The 21910-nt window shown below is 59.9% G+C and carries 27 protein-coding genes; 17 read left to right on the top strand and 10 right to left on the bottom strand.

Annotated features, from left to right (window positions below; all coding sequences use genetic code 11):
* Positions 1-3: 3 nt before the first annotated feature.
* Together ACORLH_RS22135 and ACORLH_RS22140 are read right to left on the bottom strand one after the other, a co-directional pair.
* On the bottom strand, positions 4-357 hold the full coding sequence (locus ACORLH_RS22135) for an Hpt domain-containing protein (protein WP_321830481.1): 354 nt from the start codon (positions 355-357) through the stop codon (positions 4-6).
* 119 nt (positions 358-476) lie between these two features.
* Positions 477-911, bottom strand: a complete 435-nt coding sequence (locus ACORLH_RS22140) for an NUDIX hydrolase (protein WP_321830482.1) — start codon at positions 909-911, stop codon at positions 477-479.
* Positions 912-1076: 165 nt separating this feature from the next.
* On the opposite strand from ACORLH_RS22140, the gene ACORLH_RS22145 reads away from it, so the two are divergent.
* From ACORLH_RS22145 to ACORLH_RS22170, 6 genes are all read left to right on the top strand, one after another.
* A complete protein-coding gene (locus ACORLH_RS22145) occupies positions 1077-2072 on the top strand; it encodes an Hsp33 family molecular chaperone HslO (protein ID WP_321830483.1) in 996 nt (331 codons plus the stop codon).
* Complete coding sequence (locus ACORLH_RS22150) at positions 2059-2658, top strand: CoA pyrophosphatase (RefSeq protein WP_321830484.1); 600 nt, start codon at positions 2059-2061, stop codon at positions 2656-2658. Before ACORLH_RS22145 ends, ACORLH_RS22150 begins: the two co-directional genes overlap by 14 nt.
* Positions 2655-3806, top strand: coding sequence for a CCA tRNA nucleotidyltransferase (locus ACORLH_RS22155; protein WP_321830485.1), 1152 nt, complete (start codon positions 2655-2657; stop codon positions 3804-3806). Before ACORLH_RS22150 ends, ACORLH_RS22155 begins: the two co-directional genes overlap by 4 nt.
* A 196-nt stretch (positions 3807-4002) precedes the next feature.
* Positions 4003-5865, top strand: coding sequence for an ABC transporter ATP-binding protein (locus ACORLH_RS22160; protein ID WP_321830486.1), 1863 nt, complete (start codon positions 4003-4005; stop codon positions 5863-5865).
* A 72-nt stretch (positions 5866-5937) separates the two neighbouring features.
* Positions 5938-7167 carry a class I SAM-dependent RNA methyltransferase gene (locus ACORLH_RS22165; RefSeq protein WP_321830487.1) on the top strand — a complete coding sequence of 410 codons (1230 nt, stop codon included), beginning with the start codon at positions 5938-5940 and terminating at the stop codon, positions 7165-7167.
* Between the two features lie 87 nt (positions 7168-7254).
* Positions 7255-7755 carry a L,D-transpeptidase family protein gene (locus ACORLH_RS22170; protein ID WP_321830488.1) on the top strand — a complete coding sequence of 167 codons (501 nt, stop codon included), beginning with the start codon at positions 7255-7257 and terminating at the stop codon, positions 7753-7755.
* A gap of 84 nt (positions 7756-7839) precedes the next feature.
* Here the strand turns inward: ACORLH_RS22170 and ACORLH_RS22175 are convergent, their stop codons facing one another.
* The gene (locus ACORLH_RS22175; RefSeq protein ID WP_321830489.1) at positions 7840-8412 is read right to left on the bottom strand and encodes a CAP domain-containing protein; all 573 of its coding nucleotides are present in this window, start codon (positions 8410-8412) and stop codon (positions 7840-7842) included.
* A gap of 223 nt (positions 8413-8635) precedes the next feature.
* Between ACORLH_RS22175 and ACORLH_RS22180 the strand changes: the two genes are divergently transcribed.
* Entirely contained in the window at positions 8636-9196 is a 561-nt protein-coding gene (locus ACORLH_RS22180; RefSeq protein ID WP_420719787.1) for a L,D-transpeptidase, read from the top strand.
* A 144-nt stretch (positions 9197-9340) separates the two neighbouring features.
* Complete coding sequence (locus ACORLH_RS22185) at positions 9341-9523, top strand: hypothetical protein (protein ID WP_321830491.1); 183 nt, start codon at positions 9341-9343, stop codon at positions 9521-9523.
* A gap of 88 nt (positions 9524-9611) precedes the next feature.
* Here ACORLH_RS22185 and hemH read toward each other — a convergent pair whose 3' ends face one another.
* Both hemH and ACORLH_RS22195 read right to left on the bottom strand, forming a co-directional pair.
* Entirely contained in the window at positions 9612-10685 is a 1074-nt protein-coding gene (gene hemH, locus ACORLH_RS22190; RefSeq protein WP_321832875.1) for a ferrochelatase, read from the bottom strand.
* Positions 10686-10758: 73 nt separating this feature from the next.
* Positions 10759-11601, bottom strand: coding sequence for a methyltransferase domain-containing protein (locus tag ACORLH_RS22195; protein WP_321830493.1), 843 nt, complete (start codon positions 11599-11601; stop codon positions 10759-10761).
* A gap of 29 nt (positions 11602-11630) precedes the next feature.
* Here ACORLH_RS22195 and ACORLH_RS22200 point away from each other — a divergent pair, with 29 nt between their 5' ends.
* The 4 genes from ACORLH_RS22200 to ACORLH_RS22215 are packed head-to-tail and all read left to right on the top strand — an operon-like array spanning position 11631 to position 13962.
* Positions 11631-12377 (top strand): ComF family protein, encoded by a 747-nt coding sequence (locus ACORLH_RS22200; protein WP_321830494.1) that lies wholly within the window; start codon positions 11631-11633, stop codon positions 12375-12377.
* 50 nt (positions 12378-12427) lie between these two features.
* A complete protein-coding gene (gene grxC, locus ACORLH_RS22205) occupies positions 12428-12685 on the top strand; it encodes a glutaredoxin 3 (protein ID WP_321830496.1) in 258 nt (85 codons plus the stop codon).
* A gap of 3 nt (positions 12686-12688) precedes the next feature.
* The gene (locus tag ACORLH_RS22210) at positions 12689-13525 is read left to right on the top strand and encodes a carbon-nitrogen hydrolase family protein (RefSeq protein WP_321830497.1); all 837 of its coding nucleotides are present in this window, start codon (positions 12689-12691) and stop codon (positions 13523-13525) included.
* The gene (locus ACORLH_RS22215) at positions 13522-13962 is read left to right on the top strand and encodes a MarR family winged helix-turn-helix transcriptional regulator (RefSeq protein WP_058242513.1); all 441 of its coding nucleotides are present in this window, start codon (positions 13522-13524) and stop codon (positions 13960-13962) included. The genes ACORLH_RS22210 and ACORLH_RS22215 overlap by 4 nt, the downstream gene beginning before the upstream one ends.
* A 3-nt stretch (positions 13963-13965) precedes the next feature.
* On the opposite strand, the gene ACORLH_RS22220 is transcribed toward ACORLH_RS22215, so the two are convergent.
* From ACORLH_RS22220 to ubiG, 3 genes are all read right to left on the bottom strand, one after another.
* The gene (locus ACORLH_RS22220) at positions 13966-14397 is read right to left on the bottom strand and encodes a hypothetical protein (RefSeq protein ID WP_321830498.1); all 432 of its coding nucleotides are present in this window, start codon (positions 14395-14397) and stop codon (positions 13966-13968) included.
* A 120-nt stretch (positions 14398-14517) separates the two neighbouring features.
* Positions 14518-14820 (bottom strand): YciI family protein, encoded by a 303-nt coding sequence (locus tag ACORLH_RS22225; RefSeq protein ID WP_321830499.1) that lies wholly within the window; start codon positions 14818-14820, stop codon positions 14518-14520.
* Between the two features lie 42 nt (positions 14821-14862).
* Positions 14863-15606, bottom strand: coding sequence for a bifunctional 2-polyprenyl-6-hydroxyphenol methylase/3-demethylubiquinol 3-O-methyltransferase UbiG (gene ubiG, locus ACORLH_RS22230; RefSeq protein ID WP_321830500.1), 744 nt, complete (start codon positions 15604-15606; stop codon positions 14863-14865).
* A 49-nt stretch (positions 15607-15655) separates the two neighbouring features.
* On the opposite strand from ubiG, the gene pip reads away from it, so the two are divergent.
* Positions 15656-16639: a prolyl aminopeptidase gene (gene pip / locus ACORLH_RS22235; RefSeq protein ID WP_321830501.1), complete on the top strand. Its 984-nt coding sequence runs from the start codon at positions 15656-15658 to the stop codon at positions 16637-16639.
* A gap of 87 nt (positions 16640-16726) precedes the next feature.
* Positions 16727-17350 carry a CDGSH iron-sulfur domain-containing protein gene (locus ACORLH_RS22240; protein ID WP_321830502.1) on the top strand — a complete coding sequence of 208 codons (624 nt, stop codon included), beginning with the start codon at positions 16727-16729 and terminating at the stop codon, positions 17348-17350.
* On the opposite strand, the gene ACORLH_RS22245 is transcribed toward ACORLH_RS22240, so the two are convergent.
* Positions 17305-18027 carry a hypothetical protein gene (locus ACORLH_RS22245; protein WP_321830503.1) on the bottom strand — a complete coding sequence of 241 codons (723 nt, stop codon included), beginning with the start codon at positions 18025-18027 and terminating at the stop codon, positions 17305-17307. The genes ACORLH_RS22240 and ACORLH_RS22245 overlap by 46 nt on opposite strands.
* 106 nt (positions 18028-18133) lie before the next feature.
* Positions 18134-18835, bottom strand: a complete 702-nt coding sequence (locus ACORLH_RS22250) for a hypothetical protein (RefSeq protein ID WP_321830504.1) — start codon at positions 18833-18835, stop codon at positions 18134-18136.
* 208 nt (positions 18836-19043) lie between these two features.
* On the opposite strand from ACORLH_RS22250, the gene rimP reads away from it, so the two are divergent.
* From rimP to ACORLH_RS22265, 3 genes are read left to right on the top strand one after another with little or no spacing between them, the layout of a single operon-like run.
* On the top strand, positions 19044-19637 hold the full coding sequence (gene rimP / locus ACORLH_RS22255) for a ribosome maturation factor RimP (protein ID WP_058242630.1): 594 nt from the start codon (positions 19044-19046) through the stop codon (positions 19635-19637).
* A gap of 2 nt (positions 19638-19639) precedes the next feature.
* Positions 19640-21262 carry a transcription termination factor NusA gene (gene nusA, locus ACORLH_RS22260; protein WP_321830505.1) on the top strand — a complete coding sequence of 541 codons (1623 nt, stop codon included), beginning with the start codon at positions 19640-19642 and terminating at the stop codon, positions 21260-21262.
* Positions 21263-21287: 25 nt separating this feature from the next.
* Positions 21288-21908, top strand: coding sequence for an RNA-binding protein (locus ACORLH_RS22265; RefSeq protein ID WP_321830507.1), 621 nt, complete (start codon positions 21288-21290; stop codon positions 21906-21908).
* Positions 21909-21910: the final 2 nt, after the last annotated feature.

Genomic DNA, 21910 nt, shown 5'->3' on the forward strand with positions numbered 1-21910 from the left:
CGGTCAGGCGGCGACGTGGATCGACCATTCGCCGTCAAAGACCGAGATGGAGCGATCAAAACACTGCAGCAGCGCATGCAGTGGCGCGGCGGCCTCTTCCGTGTCTTTCAGGTGCAGGGTGTTAAGGCCTTGAACATCCCGCTCCACCTCACGGCATTTATCGGCCAGATCGGCAAAGCCCAGGTTCATTGCCGCCGATTTCAGCCGGTGCAGATCCGCCTCAACCGTCAACGGATCCGGCGCCTGTAGCTTTTCCACGATCGGATGCAGCTCATCCAGCAGCTGCTCCATCACCTCAGAAAACTCAGCCGCACCCAATTCGGTGTAGAGTTCCTGTACCCGGTCCCAATTGATCATGATGCCCTCCATCTGCTGGCCAAGCGCCGGCCATCCTCTGGTTGGGCGAAGCTTCTCAGCGAATCGTTAAGCATTCATGAAGACGCGGGCGTATGGTGTGGTGTGCTCAGGGAGGGCGGTCAGAGCAGCTTGGCCAGGAAATGGCGATCGCCGGGATTGCCCAGCAGGGTTACGGCCTCCTCAATCGGCAGCCAATGGGCGCTGTGGCCGGGTTCCAGCGGATCGCTGTGACGGCGCACGGGATGGGCCAGATAGATGGTGCAGATTTTCTCCGCCCAGAGGTCATATTCCGGCATGAAGGTGTAGCGGCGGAACGCGCCTAGACGGCGGGGATAGGCAATGGACCAGCCGGTTTCTTCAAACACCTCACGATGCAGGGCGATCTGCGGTGATTCCCCCGCATCGATGCCGCCACCGGGCAGCTGAAACTCGGGCTCAGGGTCCTGTTGATGGGTCAGCAACACCTGCCGACCACGGGGCAGGATCACATAGGCGCCGGGGCGCATTGTGTAACGTTTGTCGGGTCTTGGCGCCGTGCCAAAGCGTCGGATCATCGCGGCGAGTCCTTCTGTTTCTACGGGTCGAACCGGGTCTGGAATGGCCGCCCCTTGGACTGGCGCTTGTCCTGCCTATATTCAGCCTGTATGCCATGCCACCAAATTCTTGAGCCACAGACTGCCGCGCCCTCTATGCCAAGCGTCGGCGTATAAGGAAACCCCATGTCACTTGGATCGAAACTCGCCTGGGACGACACCGTTCTGCCGTTCCAGTTGGACCACGCCGATATTCGCGGTCGCGTCGCCCGTTTGGACGGCGTGTTGAGCAATGTGCTGAAGCAGCATGACTACCCCACCGTTGTTGAGGCGCTGGTGGCGGAGATGGCCCTGCTGACGGCGCTGATCGGTCAGACGGTTAAACTGCGCTGGAAACTGTCGCTGCAGGTGCAGTCGGACGGTCCCGTGCGGATGATTGCCACCGATTACTATGGCCCCACCAAAGAGGGTGAGCCGGCCCGTATTCGTGCCTATGCCAGCTTTGATCCGGATCGGCTGACCGACGCCGCACCGTTTGAACAGCTGGGCAAAGGCTATTTCGCGATCATGATCGACCAGGGCCAGAACATGACCCCCTATCAGGGTCTGACCCCGCTGGCGGGTGCGTCATTGGCGGAATGTGCCGAAGCCTATTTCGCCCAGTCCGAGCAGCTGCCGACCCGGTTCCAGCTGTCCTTTGGTCAGTCGGTTGAACCCGGTGTGGGCGAACATTGGCGCGCCGGTGGCGTGATGCTGCAGCATATGCCGAAAGCCTCGCCCTTCGCCAAAGGGGATGAGGCCAGCGGTGCCGATGGTCTGTTGCATGCCCGCGATCTGGTGGATGGCGAAGACGGTGAAAACTGGAACCGCGTGAACATCCTGCTCGACTCGGTCGAGGAGTTGGAGCTGATCGGCCCGCAGGTAACCCCGGCAACGTTGCTGACCCGCCTGTTCCATGAGGAGCAACCGCGCGTCTATGATCTGCAGCCGGTGACCTTTGGCTGCACCTGTTCGGAGGACCGTGTGCGCCAGTCGCTGTCGATCTACTCGGCCAAGGACATCGAGAAGATGACCACCGATGCAGGCCGTGTCACAGCGGATTGCCAATTCTGCGGAGCCCATTACGATCTGGACCCGAAGACGGTCGGATTGGAGGCAGCAAAGGCCAATGGCAACGCATGATCCCCTTGTGGGTGTGAAACAGGCGCTGGGCCGACCCAGCGCCGATTCCTCTGATTTTGATCTGAACCCCGATGTCACCCTGCCTGCTGGGCGCAAGCTGCGCCCGGCGGCTGTGCTGGTGGGGTTCATTGATCGTGGTGCTGGCCCCCATGTGGTGCTGACCAAACGTTCCTCCCGGCTGAAACACCATCCTGGTCAGATCGCCTTCCCCGGTGGGAAGGTGGATGAGGGCGATGTGGATGTGGTGGATACGGCCCTGCGCGAAGCCTGGGAAGAGGTGGGGTTGCGCCGCGATCAGGTGGAGGTTTTTGGCACGCTGCCCCGGCATGAAACGGTCACCAGCTTCACTGTGACGCCGGTTTTGGGCCGGATTAGTGACGATTTTTCCCCCGTGGCAGAACCCGGTGAGGTGGATGAGGTTTTTGAGGTGCCGCTGGCCCATCTGGCGGATCCGGCCAATTATCTGGTGCAGTCGCGGCGCTGGCGCGGGCAGCGGCGGTATTACCACACGGTCCCTTGGGGCCCCTATTACATCTGGGGGGCAACGGCCCGGATGCTGCGCGGCCTGGCGGAGCGGATGACATGAAGGTCACGGGTGATTGGCTGACTGACCCGGCCACTCAGGTGGTCTGCGCCATGCTGAGCGATGCGGGCTATCAGGCGCATTTTGTCGGCGGCTGTGTGCGCAACGCGTTGATCGGCGCCCCGGTCAGTGATTTGGACATTGCAACAGATGCGCGCCCTGAAAAGGTGATGGAGCTGGCCGAAGCGGCCGGGCTCAACGCCATCCCGACAGGCATCGATCATGGCACGATTACGGTGGTTTCGGGTCGAATCCCGCATGAAATCACCACCTATCGCAAAGACGTGGAAACCGACGGCCGCCGCGCCGTTGTGGCCTTTGCCGATACGATGGTCGAAGACGCTGAGCGGCGCGATTTCACCATGAATGCGCTTTATTGCGATGCCTCCGGTGTGGTGGTGGATCCGCTGGGGCAGGGGCTGGCTGATCTGGAGGCGCGGCACCTGCGGTTTATCAACGACCCGGAAATGCGGATCCGCGAGGATTACCTGAGGATCCTGCGCTATTTCCGGTTCCATGCCTGGTATGGTGATCCGTCCGAGGGTTTGGACCCCGAAGCCCTAGCCGCAATTGCCGCGAATTTGGCTGGAATAGAGACGCTTTCGCGCGAACGGGTGGGGGTGGAACTGATCAAGCTGCTCTTCGCGCCGGCACCGGAACAATCGGTTGCTGCGATGTGTCAGTCCGGGGTTTTGGCCATGGTGCTGGATGGGGTGGATGACCGTGCCCTTGCGCCACTGGTCCACCTGGAGGCACAGGCCGGTCTGGATCCCGATGGCATCCGACGTCTGGCTGCGCTTGGCGGGCAGGGTGACGGGCGCGAATTGCGCCTGTCCAATGCGCAACGCAAACAATTGGCGCTCTATCGTGATCATATCGGCAGCAGTGAGGGCCCCGGCGCGCTGGGCTATCATCACGGCGCAGCCCTGGCGCGTGACATTCTCGTGTTGCGGGCCGCTATGTTGGAAATGCCCCTGATGCCGGGGGCGTTTGCCGCCGTCGATCGCGGTGCCGGGGCGGAGTTTCCAGTGAAGTCAGCGGATCTGATGGACCGGTTTCAAGGCCGTGCCTTAGGGGATGAGCTGCGCCGGTTGCAAAGCCTTTGGATCGCCTCGGATTTTTGCGCCACCCGGGATCAGTTGCTCAACTAACGCTTGCCCTTTTGATCGGGGTGCTATCTGTATGCGTGCGAATACATATCACATCCGAATATGAGCCAGGCGGATCAAGCAGGCAGCGGCGCACCTTAAAGGCGTGCGCGATGGCTATTGGATCCCCCCAAGCCCAGACGGGCCCAGGCTGCCCTGATGCGCGCATCTTTGGATCTGACCAAGCCGAAGGTTTCCGATGTCCCGTTTGTTGTCCCGTCTCAATATGTTTGACCCGTTTGCCCGCGCAGAGGGGCCGCCGCCGGAAACCCTGTTTGCCTTTGTGCTGTGGTCGATGAAGGGGGCCGGGCCCGCGCTGATGCTGGCGATTGTACTGGCGGTTCTGGCGGGGGGGTTAGATGCCTCCACCGCTTACCTGCTGGGTCTGGTCATCGATATGGCGACGGCCAGCACGCCTGAGGCGTTTTTCACCGATGCCAGCTGGCTGCTGATCTTCATTCTGGTGTTTTTCCTGGCGGTGCGTCCGGTGATCCTGGGGCTTTCGGCTTTGGCGACGGGCTATATCGTCACCCCCAACATCAGCCCGCTGATCCTGTCGCGGCTGCACCGTTGGACGCTGGGGCAATCGGTTGATTTCTTTGACAATGACTTTGCCGGGCGGATTGCGCAGAAACAGATGCAGACCGCCAATGCGCTGACGCAGGTGGTGTCTGAGGTCATTCAGGTGGTGGCCTTTGTCTTTGCGGCGGTTGCGGCCTCTTTCGCGGTGCTTTTCGCCATTGATTGGCGCATGTCGCTGGCCTTTGTCCTGTGGTTTGGCCTCTATGCGATGGTCCTCTGGATCTATCTGCCGCTGGTGCGCAGCTACGCCAGACGCCGCGCTGGGGCGCGTGCTGCGGTCAGTGGTCAGGTCGTCGACACCGTGACCAACATCAAAACCGTGAAGCTTTTTGCCCATGCCGATCACGAAGATCAGGCTGCTTTAGACACTATGCGGGGCTACCGCGACCTGTCGTTGGAGTTCGGCTTCCTCTCGGCCACTTTCCGGACAGTGCTGATGTTGGTCGGGGGCATTCTGCCGGTTGTGCTGGTGGGTATGGCGCTGTGGTTCTGGTCGCAGGGGCAGGCCAGTGCCGGTGACATCGTAGCGGCCGGTGCCGTGGCGCTGCGGCTGTCGCAGATGACCGGTTGGTTCAGCTTTGCCCTGATGGGGCTTTATGCCAGCGTTGGTGAAGTTGAGGACGGGATGAAGACCCTAACCAAGCGGGATCGGTTGGAAGATACTGCGGACGCCACCCCGCTGGCGGTCACGGATGGTGAGATTGCCTTTGACAAGGTGAGCTTCGCCTATGGGCGTGAAATCGGTGGCGTCAGCGATGTCAGCCTGACGATCAAACCGGGTGAAAAGCTGGGCATCGTCGGCGCGTCGGGGGCGGGTAAGTCAACCTTGGTTTCGCTCTTGTTGCGGCTCTATGACACCGAGAATGGCGCTGTTTCCATCGACGGGCAGGATCTGCGCAGGGTGACACAGGAAAGCCTGCGCCGGCAGATCGGCATGGTCACGCAGGAAACCGCGATGTTCAATCGCTCGGCGCGTGACAACATCCTTTATGGCCGCCCAGATGCGGATGACGCTGCCCTGATCGGTGCTGCGGAACAGGCCGAAGCGCATGAGTTCATTCTGGGCCTGCGCGACAGCGAAGGACGCGAAGGCTATGACGCCTTCCTTGGGGAACGCGGTGTGAAACTGTCCGGCGGGCAGCGGCAGCGGATCGCGCTGGCCCGGGCGATCATCAAAGACGCGCCCATTCTGGTGCTGGACGAGGCTACTTCGGCCCTGGACAGCGAAGTTGAGGCTGCCATTCAAACCGCGTTGGAGCGCGTGATGGAGGGCAAAACCGTTCTGGCCATTGCGCACCGCCTGTCGACGATTTCGCAGATGGATCGCATTATCGTGCTGGATCAGGGTCGCATCGTCGAAGAGGGCACCCATGCGGAGCTGCTGGCGCATAAGGGGCTTTATTCGCGCTATTGGGACCGCCAGTCCGGTGGTTTCCTAGGCGCGGATGACACGGTCGGCCAGCCCGAAGCGGCTGAGTGAACCGTTGAGGTGAACACGGCCTATCCGCAATAGGGGCTAGTGCAACCGGGGCGCTTTGGCTATGAGCGCCCCATGCAGACATATCAGATCACACGTTTGGGCCATCAGGGTGATGGCATTGCGCAGACCGATGCCGGGCCGGTGTTTGCACCGATGACCCTGCCGGGCGAAGAGGTCACCGGCACGCTGGATGGGCAGCGGCTGCGCGAGGTGCGTATTGTCACCCCGTCTGAGGATCGTGTGTCTGCCGACTGCCGCCATTACAAAAGCTGCGGTGGCTGTCAGTTGCAGCATGCCTCGGATGAATTTGTCGCCGACTGGAAGGTTGGGGTGGTGCAACAGGCCTTGGCGGCGCAGGGGCTTGAGACCACGTTTCGCCCGATCCTGACCTCACCACCGCAGACCCGCCGCCGCGCCAGCCTGTCGGTCCGGCGCACCAAGAAGGGCGCGATGGCCGGGTTCCACGCCAAGGGGTCTGATGTGATCGTGCAGGTGCCTGACTGTCAGCTGCTGCATCCTGAATTGATGCAGGCGATGGCTGTTGCGGAAAAACTGGCGATGATCGGCGGCAGCCGCAAGGGTGAGCTGAGCGTTCTGGCCACCATGTCCGAAACAGGTCTGGATCTGGCAGTGACGGGCGGCAAGCCGCTGGATGAACAGCTGCGCATTGATCTGTCGGCTGAGGTCGAAGCCTTCAAGCTGGCCCGGCTTGCCTGGGATGATGAGGTGGTCGGACAACGTGAACCGCCATTGCAGGCCTTTGGCAAGGCGCATGTGTCGCCGCCGTCTGGGGCGTTTTTGCAGGCGACCCCACAGGGTGAATTGGATCTTTTGGCCGCGGTGAAGGAAATCGTTGGCCCGGCAAAACAGGTGATCGACCTGTTTGCAGGGTGTGGCACCTTTGCCCTGCCTTTGGCCGAAACGGCTGAGGTGCATGCGGTCGAAGGCGAAAAGGCGATGATGGCCGCCCTTGATCTGGGCTGGCGCCGGGCGCAGGGCTTGAAAAAGGTCAGCCATGAGGCACGTGATCTGTTCCGTCGTCCGTTGATGCCGGATGAGCTGCAAAAAACCGATGCGGTGGTGATCGACCCGCCCCGCGCCGGTGCCGAAGCGCAAGTGCGTGAGCTGGCAGCCTCGGCGGTGCCGGTGATTGCCTTTGTGTCCTGCAACCCGGTGACATTCGCGCGGGATGCTAAGATTTTGCTGGCCGGAAACTATCAGTTGCACTGGGTGCAGGTGGTGGATCAGTTCCGCTGGTCATCGCATGTGGAACTTGTCGCAAAGTTTACCAGAAAAGCCTGAAACGGCACGAATTGTGCTACGGCACTGGCGTGAAATGCGTTATACACTTGGGCAAAACACAAGAATGAAATTCTGAGGCAAGCAGACATGCGAAACATCAAGGTGGCGGTTCTGACCGTGGCGCTTATGGCGCTGGCGGCCTGTTCCTCGGGGTCGAAATTCCGCAGCTATCACGGCCCGGAAGTGACCCGCATCATCGTGCAGAAAAGCGATCGGATGATGTATCTGATGCACCATGACAAGGTGCTGAAATCTTTCGATATCGGTTTGGGATTTTCGCCCGAAGGCGACAAGCTGCGTGAAGGGGATGGGAAAACGCCCGAAGGCAATTATTTCATCAACCGCCGCAACCCTAACAGCAAGTTCCATCTGTCGGTTGGCATCAACTACCCCGACACCCGCGATATGGCTGAGGCCCGCGCCGCAGGCGTTAATCCAGGGGGCGATATCTTCATCCATGGCCGTCCTGAGAAATACCGCAACGGGGTTCAGGACTGGACAGCGGGCTGTATCGCTGTGACCGACCGCGAAGTTGAGCTGATCTACGCGATGGTCAAAAACGGCACGCCGATCACCATCAACCCGTGATCTGAGTAGCGGATCGATACCGTCAGACATGAAAAAGGCGCCTGCGGATTGCGGCGCCTTTTTAAATGCTGTGATGGCTGTGCCTCAGCCCTGTGGCGGGCTGGTGTCAGCGTCTGGGATCGGTGCGGACAGCACCTGTGTCGCGCTCGAATCGCCCATGACCAAGGTCCACCAGATCTTGCCGTTGACTTCCTGATGCCAGGCGAAGCCCAGATCGCTGGCTTCGGGGGCCACGACAACACGGCGGGTGTCCGGCTGTTCCATCCAGGCGGCAAGGGTTTCAATCTCGGTCTCATAGGTTTCCGAGATGTTTTCACCCACCAGTGCGCCGGTGTAGCCCACCCGGGCCACCCGATCCAGGGGGGAGGAGCCGTCAGAGCCAAAGTGCCAGGGGCGGTTTTGGATCGCCATGTCGCGGGCATGTGTTGCAGCTGCTGCATTCAGCTGGGCGTTCATTTGAACCGGTGTGGCGCCAGCGGCTTGGCGCAGCGCGTTGACCGAATCCAGCATGCGGAACTGAATCGCCGAGGTTTCACCAGCACGGATGCGATAAAGCTGTGGCAGCGGTTTTCCGTCAGACCCCAGCTGTTGCGTTGTCTCAACACAGGCGGCAAGGCTGACTGCGGCCAGGGTAAGCAAGCTGAATGAACGCAACATAGGAAGGCCTCGGGTAATTTCGATTGTCAGAGACCTACAGCGCTAAGCGTTGTTATTCAAACCCACATAAGCGTGAAGTTGCATGATGACAGGTCTTTGATTTGCGACTGCGGCATTCCCGCCATAATATCCGCGGCAAAAGCCGATCTGCGGCTCAGGAGGGTTCTACATGACGAAGCTACCGTCAAAGTCATCGCCGTTTTTGCTGAATCGGCGCGGGTTTATGGCTGGAAGCGCCGCTTTTATTGGTGCGCCAGCGATTGCCCAAAGCGTTGCCGAAGCGGACACCACTGAAATCGAGGCTGAGGTGTCGCAGACTGTGCGGCGCAATATTTCCAGTTTCCGGTCGCTGGACTGGCGTCCCTACTTCAGCAACCTGCGCAAAGGTGCTGTGTTGGTCGATATCGATTCGCGCGCGCTGCATTACTGGTCTGAGGATGGTGAGACCTACAAACTCTACCCTTCCTCTGTGCCTCTGACCGAGGATCTGACCCGGCGCGGCCGTACCTCAGTGGTGCGCAAGGTCGAAGGGCCCAGCTGGCGCCCAACACCGTCGATGAAAAAGCGCAATCCGGATTGGCCGGACTTCGTGCCGCCGGGGCCGGATAACCCGCTGGGCACCCATGCGCTGTATCTCAGCTGGACCTATTATCGGATCCACGGCACTCATGATACGCGCAAGATTGGCCGTCGTTCGTCAAACGGTTGCATTGGTCTGTTCAACGAACACATTGAAGAGCTGTTTGCCATGACCAAAGTGGGCACGCAGGTGTTGCTAATTTGACCACAAAATGACTGCCACCGCCGCGAACCCCGGAAACGGGGTTTGCATTTATTATGCAATTGATGTTTAGACAAATCTACAAGGACGTCTTGCGCTTGGTTTCAGGCAATCATTATGACCAAGCAAATATCTCTGGAGGATACTATGAAAAAACTCGTTCTCGCCGCTGCTCTGACCGCCGCCGCTTCGACCGCCTTCGCTGGCAACATGGAAGCCCCTGTGATGGAGCCGGAAGTCATCGTTGAAACCGCGACCTCGTCGTCGTCGGCTGGCATCGTTGTTCCGCTGATCCTGCTGGCCGTTGTTGCCGCAGCTGTTGCTGACTAATTCGTCAGTTCAGACGCTAAGAATTTTAAAGGCGGTGGAATTATCCACCGCCTTTTTCATGTCTACTGCCTTGTGACGGGGTTGCAGTTTAACCCTTTGGGTCGATCCAGCCCTTCAGGTTGTCTTCGACGATTTGTGCCAGGGCGTCCATATGGTCATCACGATCATTGAGGCAGGGGATGTAGGTGAAATGTTCCCCACCGGCCTCTTCGAAGCTTTCTTTGATCTCTTCATTGATCTCTTCCAGCGTTTCGATGCAATCGGCTGAGAAGGCTGGCGCCACCACGGCGATGTGTTTTTTGCCCTCTTCCTTGGCCAGACGCGCCACCTCTTCCACGGTGTAGGGGCGCAGCCATTCTTCGCGGCCAAAGACCGACTGGAAGGTGGTTTTGATCTGCGTGTCATCCCAGCCCAGACGCTCTTTCAGCAGACGGGTCTGTTTCTGACACTTGCAGTGATAGGGATCGCCCTGCATCAGATAGCGTTTTGGCATGCCGTGATAGGACACCACCAGCATTTCCGGCTTGCTCTCCGCGGCGGCATAGGCCTCCTCGATGGAGGTTGCCAGCGCTTCAATATAGGCGGTGTTGTCAAAATATTCCGGCACGGTGCGGGCAGCGGGCTGGTAGGTTTCTTTCATCAGAGCGCGGAAGAACTGATCGTTTGCCGTGGCCATCGTGGCGCCCGCATATTGCGGGTAGAGCGGGAAGAACAGGATCTTGGTGCAGCCCGCGGCCACCATTTCACGCACCTTGGAGTCGGTCGACGGGTTGCCGTAGCGCATGCAGAAATCGACCATGACACTGTCGCCATAACGGTCATACATCCGTTGCGCCATCGCTGCGGTCTGATCCTTGGTGATGGTCAGCAGCGGGCTTTCGTCGGCCTCTTCGTTCCAGATGGACCGATAGGCTTCGCCCGACGAAAACGGTCGTTTGGTCAGAATGATCAGCTGCAACAGCGGCTGCCATTTCCAGGACGGCAGATCGATTACGCGTTTGTCCGACAGGAACTCATTCAGGTAGCGGCGCATCGACCAGTAGTCGGTGTTATCTGGGGTGCCCAGATTGGCCAGCAATACGCCGATTTTCGGTGCCGGAACCTTGGGGTGGTCCTGATCGGCATGTTCCGGTTTGGTGGCTATGGTCTGAGCGTCCAGCATCATCGCGTCCTTCGTCTTCTACCTTGTCGCCAGTGTGGCGTTCGATAGGGACATAAACGCTTCGCGCCACAGGTCAATCCGGCAGCTTGGTTTCCTGCGTTCCTAATGCTTCGGCAAGACGCTGTGTCGCAGATCCGGGGCGCAAAGGTTGCGGTTGGCTGTCATCCGGGGCCCAACCGGTGAGGAAGACCAACTCATAGGTGGCGTGAATGCGGCCATCCCCGTCGGCATGGTGATCCTGATAAATCTCGGCGGCGCGGCGCAACACGGCAGGTTTGGTCGGATGACGCAACCGGGCCTGCAGAGCATTGGCCTCGCCCATCGCCCTGAGATCGCGCATCAGGTGAAAGGCGGTTTGGTAGCTGACATCCAGCGCCAGATTGTCGGCCACAGGCAGGGCCAGACCGGCCCGTTGCAACAGTGCGCCCAGATCCCGGATCTCCGCCATCGGTACCACGCGGGGTGACAGGCCACCGGAGACAGCAACTTCAGCCTCAGCCAGGGCGGCGCGCAATTCGGCCAGGGTTTGGCCACCAAAGCCAACCCCCAGGAAGAACCCATCAGGGCGCAACGCGCGACGGCATTGGATCAACTGACCCACCGGATCATTGGCCCAATGCAGCGCCATGGCATGGATAACCAGATCATAGGCGCCGACCTCCAGATCCAAGACCTCATCGTCGCTGACAACCCGCGCCTCGGGGAAGGCCGCCTGCCAGAGCGCGGGAAATCCAGTGACCACGGCGCAATTCGTAAACGTTCTGTTAACCATTTGCAGGCGATGCTGGACCTCTTCGATCGCGGCCTCCTGCAAGAACAGCGCAGGGGCATCGGCCTTTAGGGCACGGGCGCGGTTGCGGGTCAGTGCGGCGCGGTCTGTCAGGCGCGGCGCCTCATTGGCCGAAGGGTGTGGCATCTGGAAATCACTCATGGGGCGTAGATAGAATGGCTTGGCCCACAATTCAAACAGCGCTGCGGGTGATTTACCCGCCCCGGTGTCTTGGCTGCGGCAGTCTGGTGGAAACGGAGGCCGGCCTGTGCCCGTCCTGCTGGCGGGAGGTGCAATTCATCGGTGGGCTGGTCTGCGACCAATGCGGTCTGCCACTGCCGGGCGAATCGGATCAGGATGAGCGGTGCGATGATTGCCTGCGGCTGGAACGGCCCTGGCAGCGGGGGCGCGCTGCGTTGCTTTACGAAGGGCAGGGGCGGCAGCTGGTCATGGCACTAAAGCATGGTGATCGTCAGGACATCGCGCCAATTGCGGCCCGATGGATGGCGCAGGTTGCGGTGCCAGTGCTGCTGCCCGAAACGCTGATCACCCCGGTGCCGCTGCATTGGACGCGGATGCTCAAACGGCGTTTCAATCAGGCGGCGCTGCTGGCGGAGGCCTTGGCGCAGTACACCGGACATGCCTATTGCCCCGATCTGGTGCAGCGGATGCGTGCCACGCAATCGACCAAGGGGCAGGGGCGTGAGGCGCGGTTTGCTGAGATGCAGGGCGCCTTTCGCATTCATCCCCGCAGGCGGCACCGGCTGATTGGCCGGCCGGTCTGTCTGGTGGATGATGTGATGACCAGCGGGGCGACCCTGGCCGCGGTGTCCGAGGCCTGTCTTGCAGCGGGTGCATCTCACCTATCCGTTCTGTTACTGGCGCGGGCGCAAAAATCTCCCTACATATCGGGAAACGCCTGAGAACATGCCTGAGAACAGGACTGAGCAGGCCCGATTGTAGGAAATGCCAGATGCCGAACGTAGAAATCTACTCCTCCCCGCTTTGTGGGTTTTGCCACGCCGCCAAACGCCTGCTGCAGGAAAAGGGTGTCGAGTTCACCGAATATAACGTGCTGACCGATCCGGCGTTGAAGCCGAAAATGATTGAGCGCGCCAATGGCGGCCGCACCGTGCCGCAGATCTTTATCGATGATGTACATGTGGGTGGTTGCGATGACCTTTATGCGTTGGAAAGCGCGGGCAAGCTTGACCCGATGCTGGCGGCCTGAGGCATGATCACCAAGACCGCGCTTGTGCAGCTCAACGCCTCGGATGATCCGGCAGCAAACCTGCCGGTCACCCAAGGCTTCATCCGTGAGGCGGCGCTGGGCGGCGCGCAGTTTGTGCTGACGCCGGAGGTGACGAATTGCCTGTCCTCCTCACGTCGTCATCAGCAAGCGGTGCTGCAGCATCAGGATGAGGATCAGACCCTTAAGGGCCTGCGCGAAACCGCGGCTGAGCAGGGTATCTGGCTGTTGATCGGCTCCCTTGCGCTGAAAACGCAGGATGCGGATGGCCGGTTTGCCAATCGTTCTTTCCTGATCGCGCCGGATGGCAGCATCAAAGCCTGGTATGACAAGATCCACATGTTCGATGTGCAGGTCAGCCCAACCGAGACCTACCGCGAATCTGATGGCTATCGCCCGGGCAGCCGTGCGGTGACCGCTGAGGTGCCTTTTGGTATGCTGGGCATGACCATCTGCTATGATGTGCGCTTCCCCTATCTGCATCGCACTCTCACCGATCACGGTGCCACCATCCTGACCGCCCCGGCGGCGTTCAGCCCGGTCACCGGACAGGCCCATTGGGAACCGCTGTTGCGCGCCCGGGCGATTGAAAACACCGCCTATGTTCTGGCCCCTGCGCAATGCGGCAGCCATGACAGTCACAACGGCAAGGTGCGGAAAACCCACGGACATTCCATTGCGATCAACCCCTGGGGCGAAGTTCTGGCTGAGGCGGGCGATGAGCCTTGCGTCACCTTCGTGGATCTTGATACCAGTGCTGTCGAAGAGGCGCGGCAGAAGGTTCCGTCCCTCACCCACACGCGAGAGTTCGAATCCCCGTGAGCAGCGATCCATACCCTTTGGCCATTGCGCTGTTCAGCGAATTGCTGACGGCGGATCAGCTGGTGCGCAACCGGCTGTCCAAAGTGCTGCCCAAGGGCATGGAAATCTCGCATTTTTCGGTGCTGAACCAGCTGGCCCGGGCTGGCGATGAACGCACCCCGGCGCAGCTGGCCAAAAGCTTCCATGTGACGCGCGGTGCGATGACCAACACGCTCAGCAAGCTGGAATGGGCGGGCTATGTTCACATTCGTCCCGACTGGGATGATGCCCGGCGCAAGATGGTGGCGATCAGCCCGGCCGGACGGCAGGCGCGGGATGCGGCCCTTGCGGCGATTTCCCCGATGATTAGCGAATTGGTCAGCGAGCTGGGCGAAGATAAGGTGCGGGCGGTGCTGCCGATCCTGCGCGAATTGCGCCTGAAGCTGGAAGACGACTGACCTTCACAGGCTGGGCTGCGCGGCCCGGGTTTGATGCATCCGATTGTTCAATTGGGCTTGCAGCATAGCGCTTTGCAAACTGTCGCGCCGCAGCGGCGTGCGCAGTTTCACATCGCAGAGGTCCAGCGCCTCCAGACCAAAAATGTCGTGTGACTGCTGGGTGCAAATCACGATCACCGGCAGGTTTGGGATCAGATGGCGCATATTGCGCAGCGTTTCCAGCACCGTGTCCCGGTCCAGAAGGTCATCCAGAAAAACGATCAGTGCGGTCCATTGAGTGGCGGTCTGAACCAAGGTGGTGATGGCGGCGTCAAAATCTGAGGTGCCAGCCACCTCCAGATTGATCGCTTCCAGATGTTCAGCCAAGGCGCGGCGCTGCACGTGGCAGGCGCTAACCAATAAAACCGGGAGGCTTGAGGCGGTGTCAGTAGGCATGGCAATCGTCCAATCTCAATTCGCAAAACTCAGTAAAAGTCTTGAAGAGATCAGGCTTTAGCTCAACATCGCAGGAGTGCAGTTACACTGAACTCTCGTATAGGCATGTTGTGGCCGCGGCTACTTTAGCACATCCGCCAGATTGCGCCCAACAAACTCGGTGATGGTGACCTGCACAATCCCCGCTTTGCTGAAAGGATCATCAGCCACCAGGGCCTCAACCGCACTGCGTGAGGCGCCTTGGGCAATGATGACCCCACCGGTGCGCGGCACCTTGGCGCCTGAGGCCAGAAACAGACCATCCTCATACCCCTTGGCGACAAACGCCATATGCGCGTCCAGATGCGGTGCTACGGCCTCCATCTCAACGGTGTATTCAATGTCGATCACAAACAGGGTGTGGCCTTCAGGGATAAAACCCATTTCACTTGCCTTTCAATGTTCCAAAAATACTCAATGCTGTGTTTATGGCTTCACGCTGGCGGTGACATAGTTCACCGACAGATCGCGGTCTGAGATTTTCCACTGCCAGCTTACGGGGTTGAACACAAACCCCTTGCGATCCACGGCGTCGAGACCCGCGTTCTGGATCAGGTTGACCAGCTCATCCGGGGTGATGAACTTGTGCCATTCATGGGTGCCTTTGGGCAGCCAGCGCATGATGTATTCAGCGCCGACAATCGCCATGGCAAAGCTTTTGGGATTGCGGTTGATGGTGGAGCAGACCATCAGCCCACCGGGTTTCAGCAGCTGCTGGCAGGCGGTCAGATAGGCCTGCGGATCGGCGACGTGTTCCACCACTTCCATGTTCAACACAACGTCAAACTGTTCGCCGGCTTCCGCCAGCGCCTCGGCGGTCACGTTGCGATAATCAATCTCCAGCCCCGATTGTTCGGCGTGGACCTGGGCCACGGGAATGTTGCCCGCGGCCGCATCTGCGCCCACCACGGTGGCGCCCAGTCGGGCCATCGGTTCGCTCAGCAATCCGCCACCACAGCCAATGTCCAATAGGCGCAGCCCTTCAAAGGGGCGATCGGTGCTGAGGTCGCGGTTAAACTCACCCGCGATCTGGCGGGTGATGTAGTCCAACCGGCAGGGGTTCATCAGGTGCAGCGGCTTGAACTTGCCTTTGGGATCCCACCATTCTGCTGCCATGGCTTCGAATTTGGCGACTTCTGACGGGTCAACGGTGGTCTGAGCGGTTTGCATTCTGCTCTCCATATGCTCTTTTAGGTCTGCGCCACTATATAGGACGGTTATGGACAGATTCTCGGGCCAAAAAAGCGCAGTACATTACCTGCATCCGCCGATTGATCCTTTCGATCAGCGTATGCTGGACGTGGGCGATGGTCACAAGGTTTATCTGGAACAATCCGGCAATCCGCAAGGGGTGCCGGTGGTGGTCCTGCATGGGGGGCCCGGTGGTGGCTGCAGCCCGGCGATGCGGCGCTATTTTGATCCGCGCTATTACCGAATCATCCTGTTTGATCAGCGCGGCTGTGGCCGGTCGCGCCCGCATGCCTCGGTTGAGAATAACACCACCTGGCATCTGGTGGCGGATATTGAGTTGATCCGCGAAACGCTTGAGATCGACGAATGGTTCGTGTTCGGCGGCAGCTGGGGGGCAACCCTGGCGCTGATCTACGCCCAGAGCCATCCGGAGGCGGTCAAAGGGCTGATCCTGCGCGGTGTCTTTCTGGCGACGCAGAGTGAGCTGGATTGGTTCTATGGCGGCGGCGCCGGCAAGTTCTGGCCTGAAACCTGGGCGCGGTTTGCCGATCTGATCCCGGCGGAGGAACAGGGCGATTATATCGCCGCCTATCACAAACGGCTGTTTGGTCCCGATCTGCAGGTGCAGACCAAATACGCCAAGGCCTGGGCGGAATGGGAAAATGCCTTGGCCTCGGTCTATTCTAACGGCTACGGCGGCGACAGCCCGGGGGAATATGCCCGTGCCTTTGCCCGGCTGGAAAACCACTACTTTCGCCATGGCGCCTTCCTGGAGGAAGACGGCCAGATCTTGCGGGATCTGCCCAAGATCGCCCATATCCCCGCGGTGATTGTGCAGGGGCGCTATGACATGATCTGCCCGCCCGAGGCCGCTTGGAAACTGGCGCGCGGCTGGCCAAATGCGGATCTGCGGATGATCCGCAACGCTGGGCATGCGCTTAGCGAGCCGGGCATCAGCGCTGAATTGGTCCGCGCGATGGATCAGATCGCCGAAGAGGGCGGGCTGGACTAAGCCGGCCTTCCGATCCCTTAATTACTGGTTTCCTTGTGCATCTGCGCTAGGCTCTCTGGTGTCGAGACGCCAGCGAGAGGAGCCAGCATGAGCGACAAACCCAGCGTAGAAACCCGCCCGAACGGCCCCTTGGTGGTCAAAGGGGTGTCCCGTATGACCGGCCCGGACGGCGCGGAGGTTGAGGTCAAAGAGGTCATGGCGCTGTGCCGCTGTGGCCAGTCGAAATCAAAACCCTTTTGTGATGGCTCACATGTGGCGGCCGGATTTGACGATGGGGTCGGTAAACCCTCGGGCCGGGATCGGTTGATTGCTTATGAGGGGGCCGAGGCTACGGTGACCTATAATCCGATGCTGTGTTCCCATGCGGCGGAATGCGGGCGTCTGGCCAGTCACATTTTCAATCCGGCGCAGAAACCCTGGGTGCAGCCCGACAAGGGCACGGTGGATGAGGTGCGCGCGGTTGTTGCCGCCTGCCCATCGGGGGCCCTTGCGCTGGGCAGCGCTGAGGCGCGTGAACATCTGATCGCTGAGGTCGCACAGGTGGCGATTGAGAAAAACGGCCCCTATTGGGTGCATGATGTCACCGCCCCCGCACCGCCGCAGGGTGAGGGGATGAGCGCCGATAAATACGTGCTTTGCCGCTGCGGTCAGTCCGGCAACAAACCCTATTGCGATGGCTCCCATCGGGATCTGAAATGGCGTGACGACTGATCTGCGCGACTGGTCTGCAAGGTGGCCATATCGCAGTGATCTTTGACCAGCCAGCTGAGGCCAAAGGCCCAGATCCCCATCGCTTCAATCCAGAACACCAGATTGTGGCGCAGCACGAACTGTTGCGCGGCCTCTGGGCCGACCAGTTTGGTGACGGAGGCCAGTGTTGCCAGAACACCGCCGCAAAGGATCAGCCAGCCGCAGCCGCGAAACAGCAGGCTGGCCCAGGCCGGTGCGCCGATGGGGAACCGGATCAAGCACAGGTAGGCCAGACCGGCCAGAAACAGGATGGCCGACAGGTAATGCCCCATCGCTGCGGGTTTTACCCCGATTAGCGTGCGGGTCAGGCTGTGGGTGCCGGCGCCGCTTTCGTTGGGAAACAAGGCGACACCCAGCGCGGCCACCCCGGCCACCGGCACCAGCGCACTGTCCGCTGAGGAGGCCAGCCGTAGCGGGTGCACCTGAGTGCACAGAACGATGCCCGTCGCAAACAGCGCCCCCACCAAAAGGTCGCGCAGGGCGGAATGATAGTAATCACTGACCGAGGGCAGCACCCCCACATCTGACATGATCCCCCCGAAGACCAGCAGCATCGGCAGCGCCAGACCCAGATAGCCCAGGGTTTGGCGGCAGCGATGATGGGCCTGCAGCAGTTCCAGTGTCAGATCATTGGGCACAGTATCCTCCGGCTCAGACGGGCGCGCCTTGCAGCGGCCCCCCCTCAGTTGTCCGGGGAATTGCTTAACAACCGGTGAATCTTAACGATCGTTACTGGTGGCTCGGTTACAGTTTGCGGCGGATCAGGACCGATTTAACCAGATCAAACTGGGCTTGTCCCTTGACCAGCCACGATATTCCGAAGGCCAGAATGCCCAGGGCTTCGATCCAGAAAATTAACCGCAGTTCAACAACCCAGGCAGCCAATGGCGCTGGGCCGTTAAGTTTGATGAGCGAGGCGATGGTTGCCACCACGCCGCCCAGCACGATGAAGCCGCCACAGGCGCGATAGATGCGGCGGCGAACTGGTTTGGCTGTGCGGGCGAATTTCACCAGACAGAAATAGGCCAGCGACCCCAGAAAGATCACCGCCGACAGGTAATGCCCCATCGCGGCAGCGCTGAAGCCGATCAACTCCTGTGACAGGGTTTCGGGGTTGATCCGCCCGCCGGCTTCATTTGGGAACAGTGCCACGCCAAAGGCGGCGATGCCGGCAATCGTGGCGACAATATCGTCCGAAAACCGCTCGCCTTCTTTCAGGGGGTGACCTTTGTAGGAAATCAGGAACACGCCGATGGCAAACAGGCAGCCCACAAAAATATCGCGCATCACGGAATGATAATAATCGCTGACCGACGGCAGAATCCCCGTTCCCGCCAGCAATCCGCCCAGGATCAGCACAAGCGGCAGGCCAACCCCCAGCCATCCCAGCGCCTGACGTACCCGCAGATAGGACATGACCAGCTCATCTCTTGTGTGTTCGGGCATTGGCTTGTCCTTCAAATCGTTTAACAAATCCACGACGGCATTTAGGGTCGCAGGTCAGTGCAGGGCAAGCACGACATTCTGCATCTGGGCAGGACTTGATTTACCCGGGAAAGGGGCGTATATCGCCCTCAACAGCGGCGCGTTGAGATCAACGCTCCACCGGGAAAGATCGACGGGCCGCGGGCCCGTTTTTTTGTGTTTGGATGATATGACCAACGACCTGATAGCCAAAGCCGCGATGGATCGGCGCCTTGCAGAAATCATCTCCCCTGTTGTGGAAGACATGGGATTTGAACTGGTGCGCATCCGTCTGATGAGCGGCAAGACCGCCACCCTGCAGATCATGGCAGAGCGCCCTGAAGGTGGCATCGAAGTGGACGAATGTGCCAAGATTTCCACCGCCGTTTCGGCCATTCTGGACGTGGAAGATCCGATTCTGGATCAATATGTTCTGGAAGTGTCGAGCCCCGGTATTGACCGCCCGCTGACCCGTCTCAAGGATTTTGAGACCTATGAGGGCTATGAGGTCAAGATCGAGACCACCGAACTGATCGATGGGCAGCGCCGTTTCAAAGGTGTGCTGGCCGGCGTTGAGGGCGATGAGGTTCTGATCAACCTTGAGCGTGGCGACGAAGAAGTGACCGTAGGCCTGAACTTTGACTGGCTGTCTGATGCCAAACTGGTTCTGACCGATGAGCTGATCAAGGAAATGCTGAAACAGCGCAAAGACGCTGGCCTGATCAACGAAGAAGAATTTGACGAGATCGAAACCGACGAATCCGGTTCTCAGGAGGACGAATAAAGATGGCAATTACCTCTGCAAACCAGCTGGAGCTTTTGCAAACCGCTGAGGCCGTGGCCCGCGAAAAGATGATCGACCCCGGTCTGGTGGTTGAAGCGATGGAAGAATCGCTGGCCCGCGCGGCCAAGTCGCGTTACGGCGCCGAAATGGACATCCGCGTCTCGATCGATCGCAAAACCGGCCGCGCCACCTTCACCCGCGTGCGCACCGTGGTCGAAGATGAAGAGCTGGAGAACTACCAGGCAGAAATGACCGTTGAGCAGGCCAAACAGTATATGGCTGATCCGGTTGTTGGCGACACCTTCGTTGAAGAAGTGCCGCCGGTAGAACTGGGGCGGATCGCGGCGCAGTCGGCCAAACAGGTGATCCTGCAGAAGGTGCGCGAAGCTGAGCGTGACCGTCAGTTCGAAGAATACAAAGACAAGGTTGGCACCATCATCAACGCCACCGTCAAACGCGAAGAGTTTGGCAACGTTGTTGTGGATCTGAACGGTCGCGGCGAAGGTTCGCTGCGTCGTAACGAAAAGATCGGCCGCGAAAGCTATCGCCCGAACGACCGTGTGCGCTGCTACATCAAGGATGTACGCCGTGAGCCGCGTGGCCATCAGATCTTCCTCAGCCGGACCGCACCGGAATTCATGGCTGAGCTGTTCAAGATGGAAGTGCCGGAAATCTATGACGGCATCATTGAGATCAAAGCTGTGGCCCGTGACCCCGGTTCGCGCGCCAAGATCGCGGTTGTGTCGTTCGACAACTCGATTGACCCGGTTGGTGCCTGTGTGGGTATGCGCGGCAGCCGTGTGCAGGCCGTTGTGAACGAGCTGCAGGGCGAAAAGATCGACATCATCCCGTGGAACGAAGATGTTCCCACCTTCTTGGTGAACGCGCTGCAGCCGGCAGAGGTTTCCAAGGTGGTTCTGGATGAAGACGCCGAGCGCATCGAAGTTGTTGTGCCTGACGATCAGCTGAGCCTGGCCATTGGCCGCCGTGGTCAGAACGTGCGTCTGGCTTCGCAGCTGACCGGTCTGGACATCGACATCATGACCGAATCGGACGAATCGGCACGCCGTCAGAAAGAGTTTGAAGAGCGCACCAAGCTGTTCGTGGACACGCTGGACGTGGATGAGTTCTTTGCGCAGCTGCTGGTTGCCGAAGGCTTCACCAACCTCGAAGAGGTGGCTTACGTTGAAATCGACGAGCTGCTGGTCATCGACGGTGTAGACGAAGACACCGCCAACGAACTGCAGGCCCGTGCCCGTGACTTCCTGGAAGCGCAGGCCAATGCCGCCATCGAACGCGCCAAGGAACTGGGTGTCGAAGACAGCCTGTTTGGCTTCGAAGGTCTGACCCCGCAGATGATCCAGGCGCTGGCCGAGGATGACGTGAAGACCCTTGAGGACTTCGCCACCTGCGCGGACTGGGAACTGGCCGGTGGCTGGACCACCGTCAACGGCGAGCGCGTCAAAGACGAAGGCACGCTGGAGCCCTTTGGCGTGACGCTGGAAGCGGCACAGGACTTGATCATGACCGCCCGTATCACCCTGGGCTGGGTTGACCCGGCTGAGCTGGAAGCTGAGGCCGAAGAGGCCGAAGGCGAAGACGGCGCAGAGGAGGCCGAGGCCTGATTTTCAGGCCTCGGAGGCTTGTCGCATGAGCCGCGGCGGAAAAAATAAGGATCGCAGTGAAGGTCCTGAGCGCAAGTGTGTTGTAACCGGCGAGGTGCAGCCTAAATATGGGTTGATCCGCTTCGTCGTGGGTCCGGACGGGGATATCGTTCCGGATCTGGCCGAAAAGCTACCGGGGCGCGGGATCTGGGTCAGTTCTGACCGGGCCGCGCTCACTCAGGCGACGAAGAAAGGTGTCTTTGCCCGCGGTGCAAAACAGCAGGTGAAGGTGCCTGACACCCTGCCTGAGCTGGTGGAAGCGGGCCTCGTACGGCGCGTTATCGATCTGATCAGTCTTGCCCGTAAAACTGGCGAGGCGGTCACCGGCTTTGAAAAGGTCAAGGACTGGTTGGTGAAGGATTACGCCGAAGTGCTGATCCAGGCCTCAGACGGATCGGGCCGCGGCAAGTCGAAACTGCGCACACCGGAAGGTGGTTCGTTCATTGGCTGGCTCACTGCAGATGAGCTGGGACAGGCTTTTGGGCGACAAACTGTAATTCATGTGGCCCTAGGCGCTGGTGGTTTGACCCAGCGTGTAGTAGAGGAAGCCGCAAGACTTAAGGGTATACGCACCCAGGGCGGCGACGATGACCGCCGGAAAGGATGAAG

It is taken from the genome of Thalassovita sp., assembly GCF_963691685.1.
GTDB lineage: Bacteria > Pseudomonadota > Alphaproteobacteria > Rhodobacterales > Rhodobacteraceae > Thalassobius.

Coding starts and splice junctions, on each gene's coding strand:
- ACORLH_RS22135 (WP_321830481.1), bottom strand. CDS start 357: ATGATCAATTGGGACCGGGTACAGGAACTCTACACCGAATTGGGTGCG.
- ACORLH_RS22140 (WP_321830482.1), bottom strand. CDS start 911: ATGATCCGACGCTTTGGCACGGCGCCAAGACCCGACAAACGTTACACA.
- ACORLH_RS22145 (WP_321830483.1), top strand. CDS start 1,077: ATGTCACTTGGATCGAAACTCGCCTGGGACGACACCGTTCTGCCGTTC.
- ACORLH_RS22150 (WP_321830484.1), top strand. CDS start 2,059: ATGGCAACGCATGATCCCCTTGTGGGTGTGAAACAGGCGCTGGGCCGA.
- ACORLH_RS22155 (WP_321830485.1), top strand. CDS start 2,655: ATGAAGGTCACGGGTGATTGGCTGACTGACCCGGCCACTCAGGTGGTC.
- ACORLH_RS22160 (WP_321830486.1), top strand. CDS start 4,003: ATGTCCCGTTTGTTGTCCCGTCTCAATATGTTTGACCCGTTTGCCCGC.
- ACORLH_RS22165 (WP_321830487.1), top strand. CDS start 5,938: ATGCAGACATATCAGATCACACGTTTGGGCCATCAGGGTGATGGCATT.
- ACORLH_RS22170 (WP_321830488.1), top strand. CDS start 7,255: ATGCGAAACATCAAGGTGGCGGTTCTGACCGTGGCGCTTATGGCGCTG.
- ACORLH_RS22175 (WP_321830489.1), bottom strand. CDS start 8,412: ATGTTGCGTTCATTCAGCTTGCTTACCCTGGCCGCAGTCAGCCTTGCC.
- ACORLH_RS22180 (WP_420719787.1), top strand. CDS start 8,636: ATGGCTGGAAGCGCCGCTTTTATTGGTGCGCCAGCGATTGCCCAAAGC.
- ACORLH_RS22185 (WP_321830491.1), top strand. CDS start 9,341: ATGAAAAAACTCGTTCTCGCCGCTGCTCTGACCGCCGCCGCTTCGACC.
- hemH (WP_321832875.1), bottom strand. CDS start 10,685: ATGCTGGACGCTCAGACCATAGCCACCAAACCGGAACATGCCGATCAG.
- ACORLH_RS22195 (WP_321830493.1), bottom strand. CDS start 11,601: ATGCCACACCCTTCGGCCAATGAGGCGCCGCGCCTGACAGACCGCGCC.
- ACORLH_RS22200 (WP_321830494.1), top strand. CDS start 11,631: ATGGCTTGGCCCACAATTCAAACAGCGCTGCGGGTGATTTACCCGCCC.
- grxC (WP_321830496.1), top strand. CDS start 12,428: ATGCCGAACGTAGAAATCTACTCCTCCCCGCTTTGTGGGTTTTGCCAC.
- ACORLH_RS22210 (WP_321830497.1), top strand. CDS start 12,689: ATGATCACCAAGACCGCGCTTGTGCAGCTCAACGCCTCGGATGATCCG.
- ACORLH_RS22220 (WP_321830498.1), bottom strand. CDS start 14,397: ATGCCTACTGACACCGCCTCAAGCCTCCCGGTTTTATTGGTTAGCGCC.
- ACORLH_RS22225 (WP_321830499.1), bottom strand. CDS start 14,820: ATGGGTTTTATCCCTGAAGGCCACACCCTGTTTGTGATCGACATTGAA.
- ubiG (WP_321830500.1), bottom strand. CDS start 15,606: ATGCAAACCGCTCAGACCACCGTTGACCCGTCAGAAGTCGCCAAATTC.
- pip (WP_321830501.1), top strand. CDS start 15,656: ATGGACAGATTCTCGGGCCAAAAAAGCGCAGTACATTACCTGCATCCG.
- ACORLH_RS22240 (WP_321830502.1), top strand. CDS start 16,727: ATGAGCGACAAACCCAGCGTAGAAACCCGCCCGAACGGCCCCTTGGTG.
- ACORLH_RS22250 (WP_321830504.1), bottom strand. CDS start 18,835: ATGCCCGAACACACAAGAGATGAGCTGGTCATGTCCTATCTGCGGGTA.
- rimP (WP_058242630.1), top strand. CDS start 19,044: ATGACCAACGACCTGATAGCCAAAGCCGCGATGGATCGGCGCCTTGCA.
- nusA (WP_321830505.1), top strand. CDS start 19,640: ATGGCAATTACCTCTGCAAACCAGCTGGAGCTTTTGCAAACCGCTGAG.
- ACORLH_RS22265 (WP_321830507.1), top strand. CDS start 21,288: ATGAGCCGCGGCGGAAAAAATAAGGATCGCAGTGAAGGTCCTGAGCGC.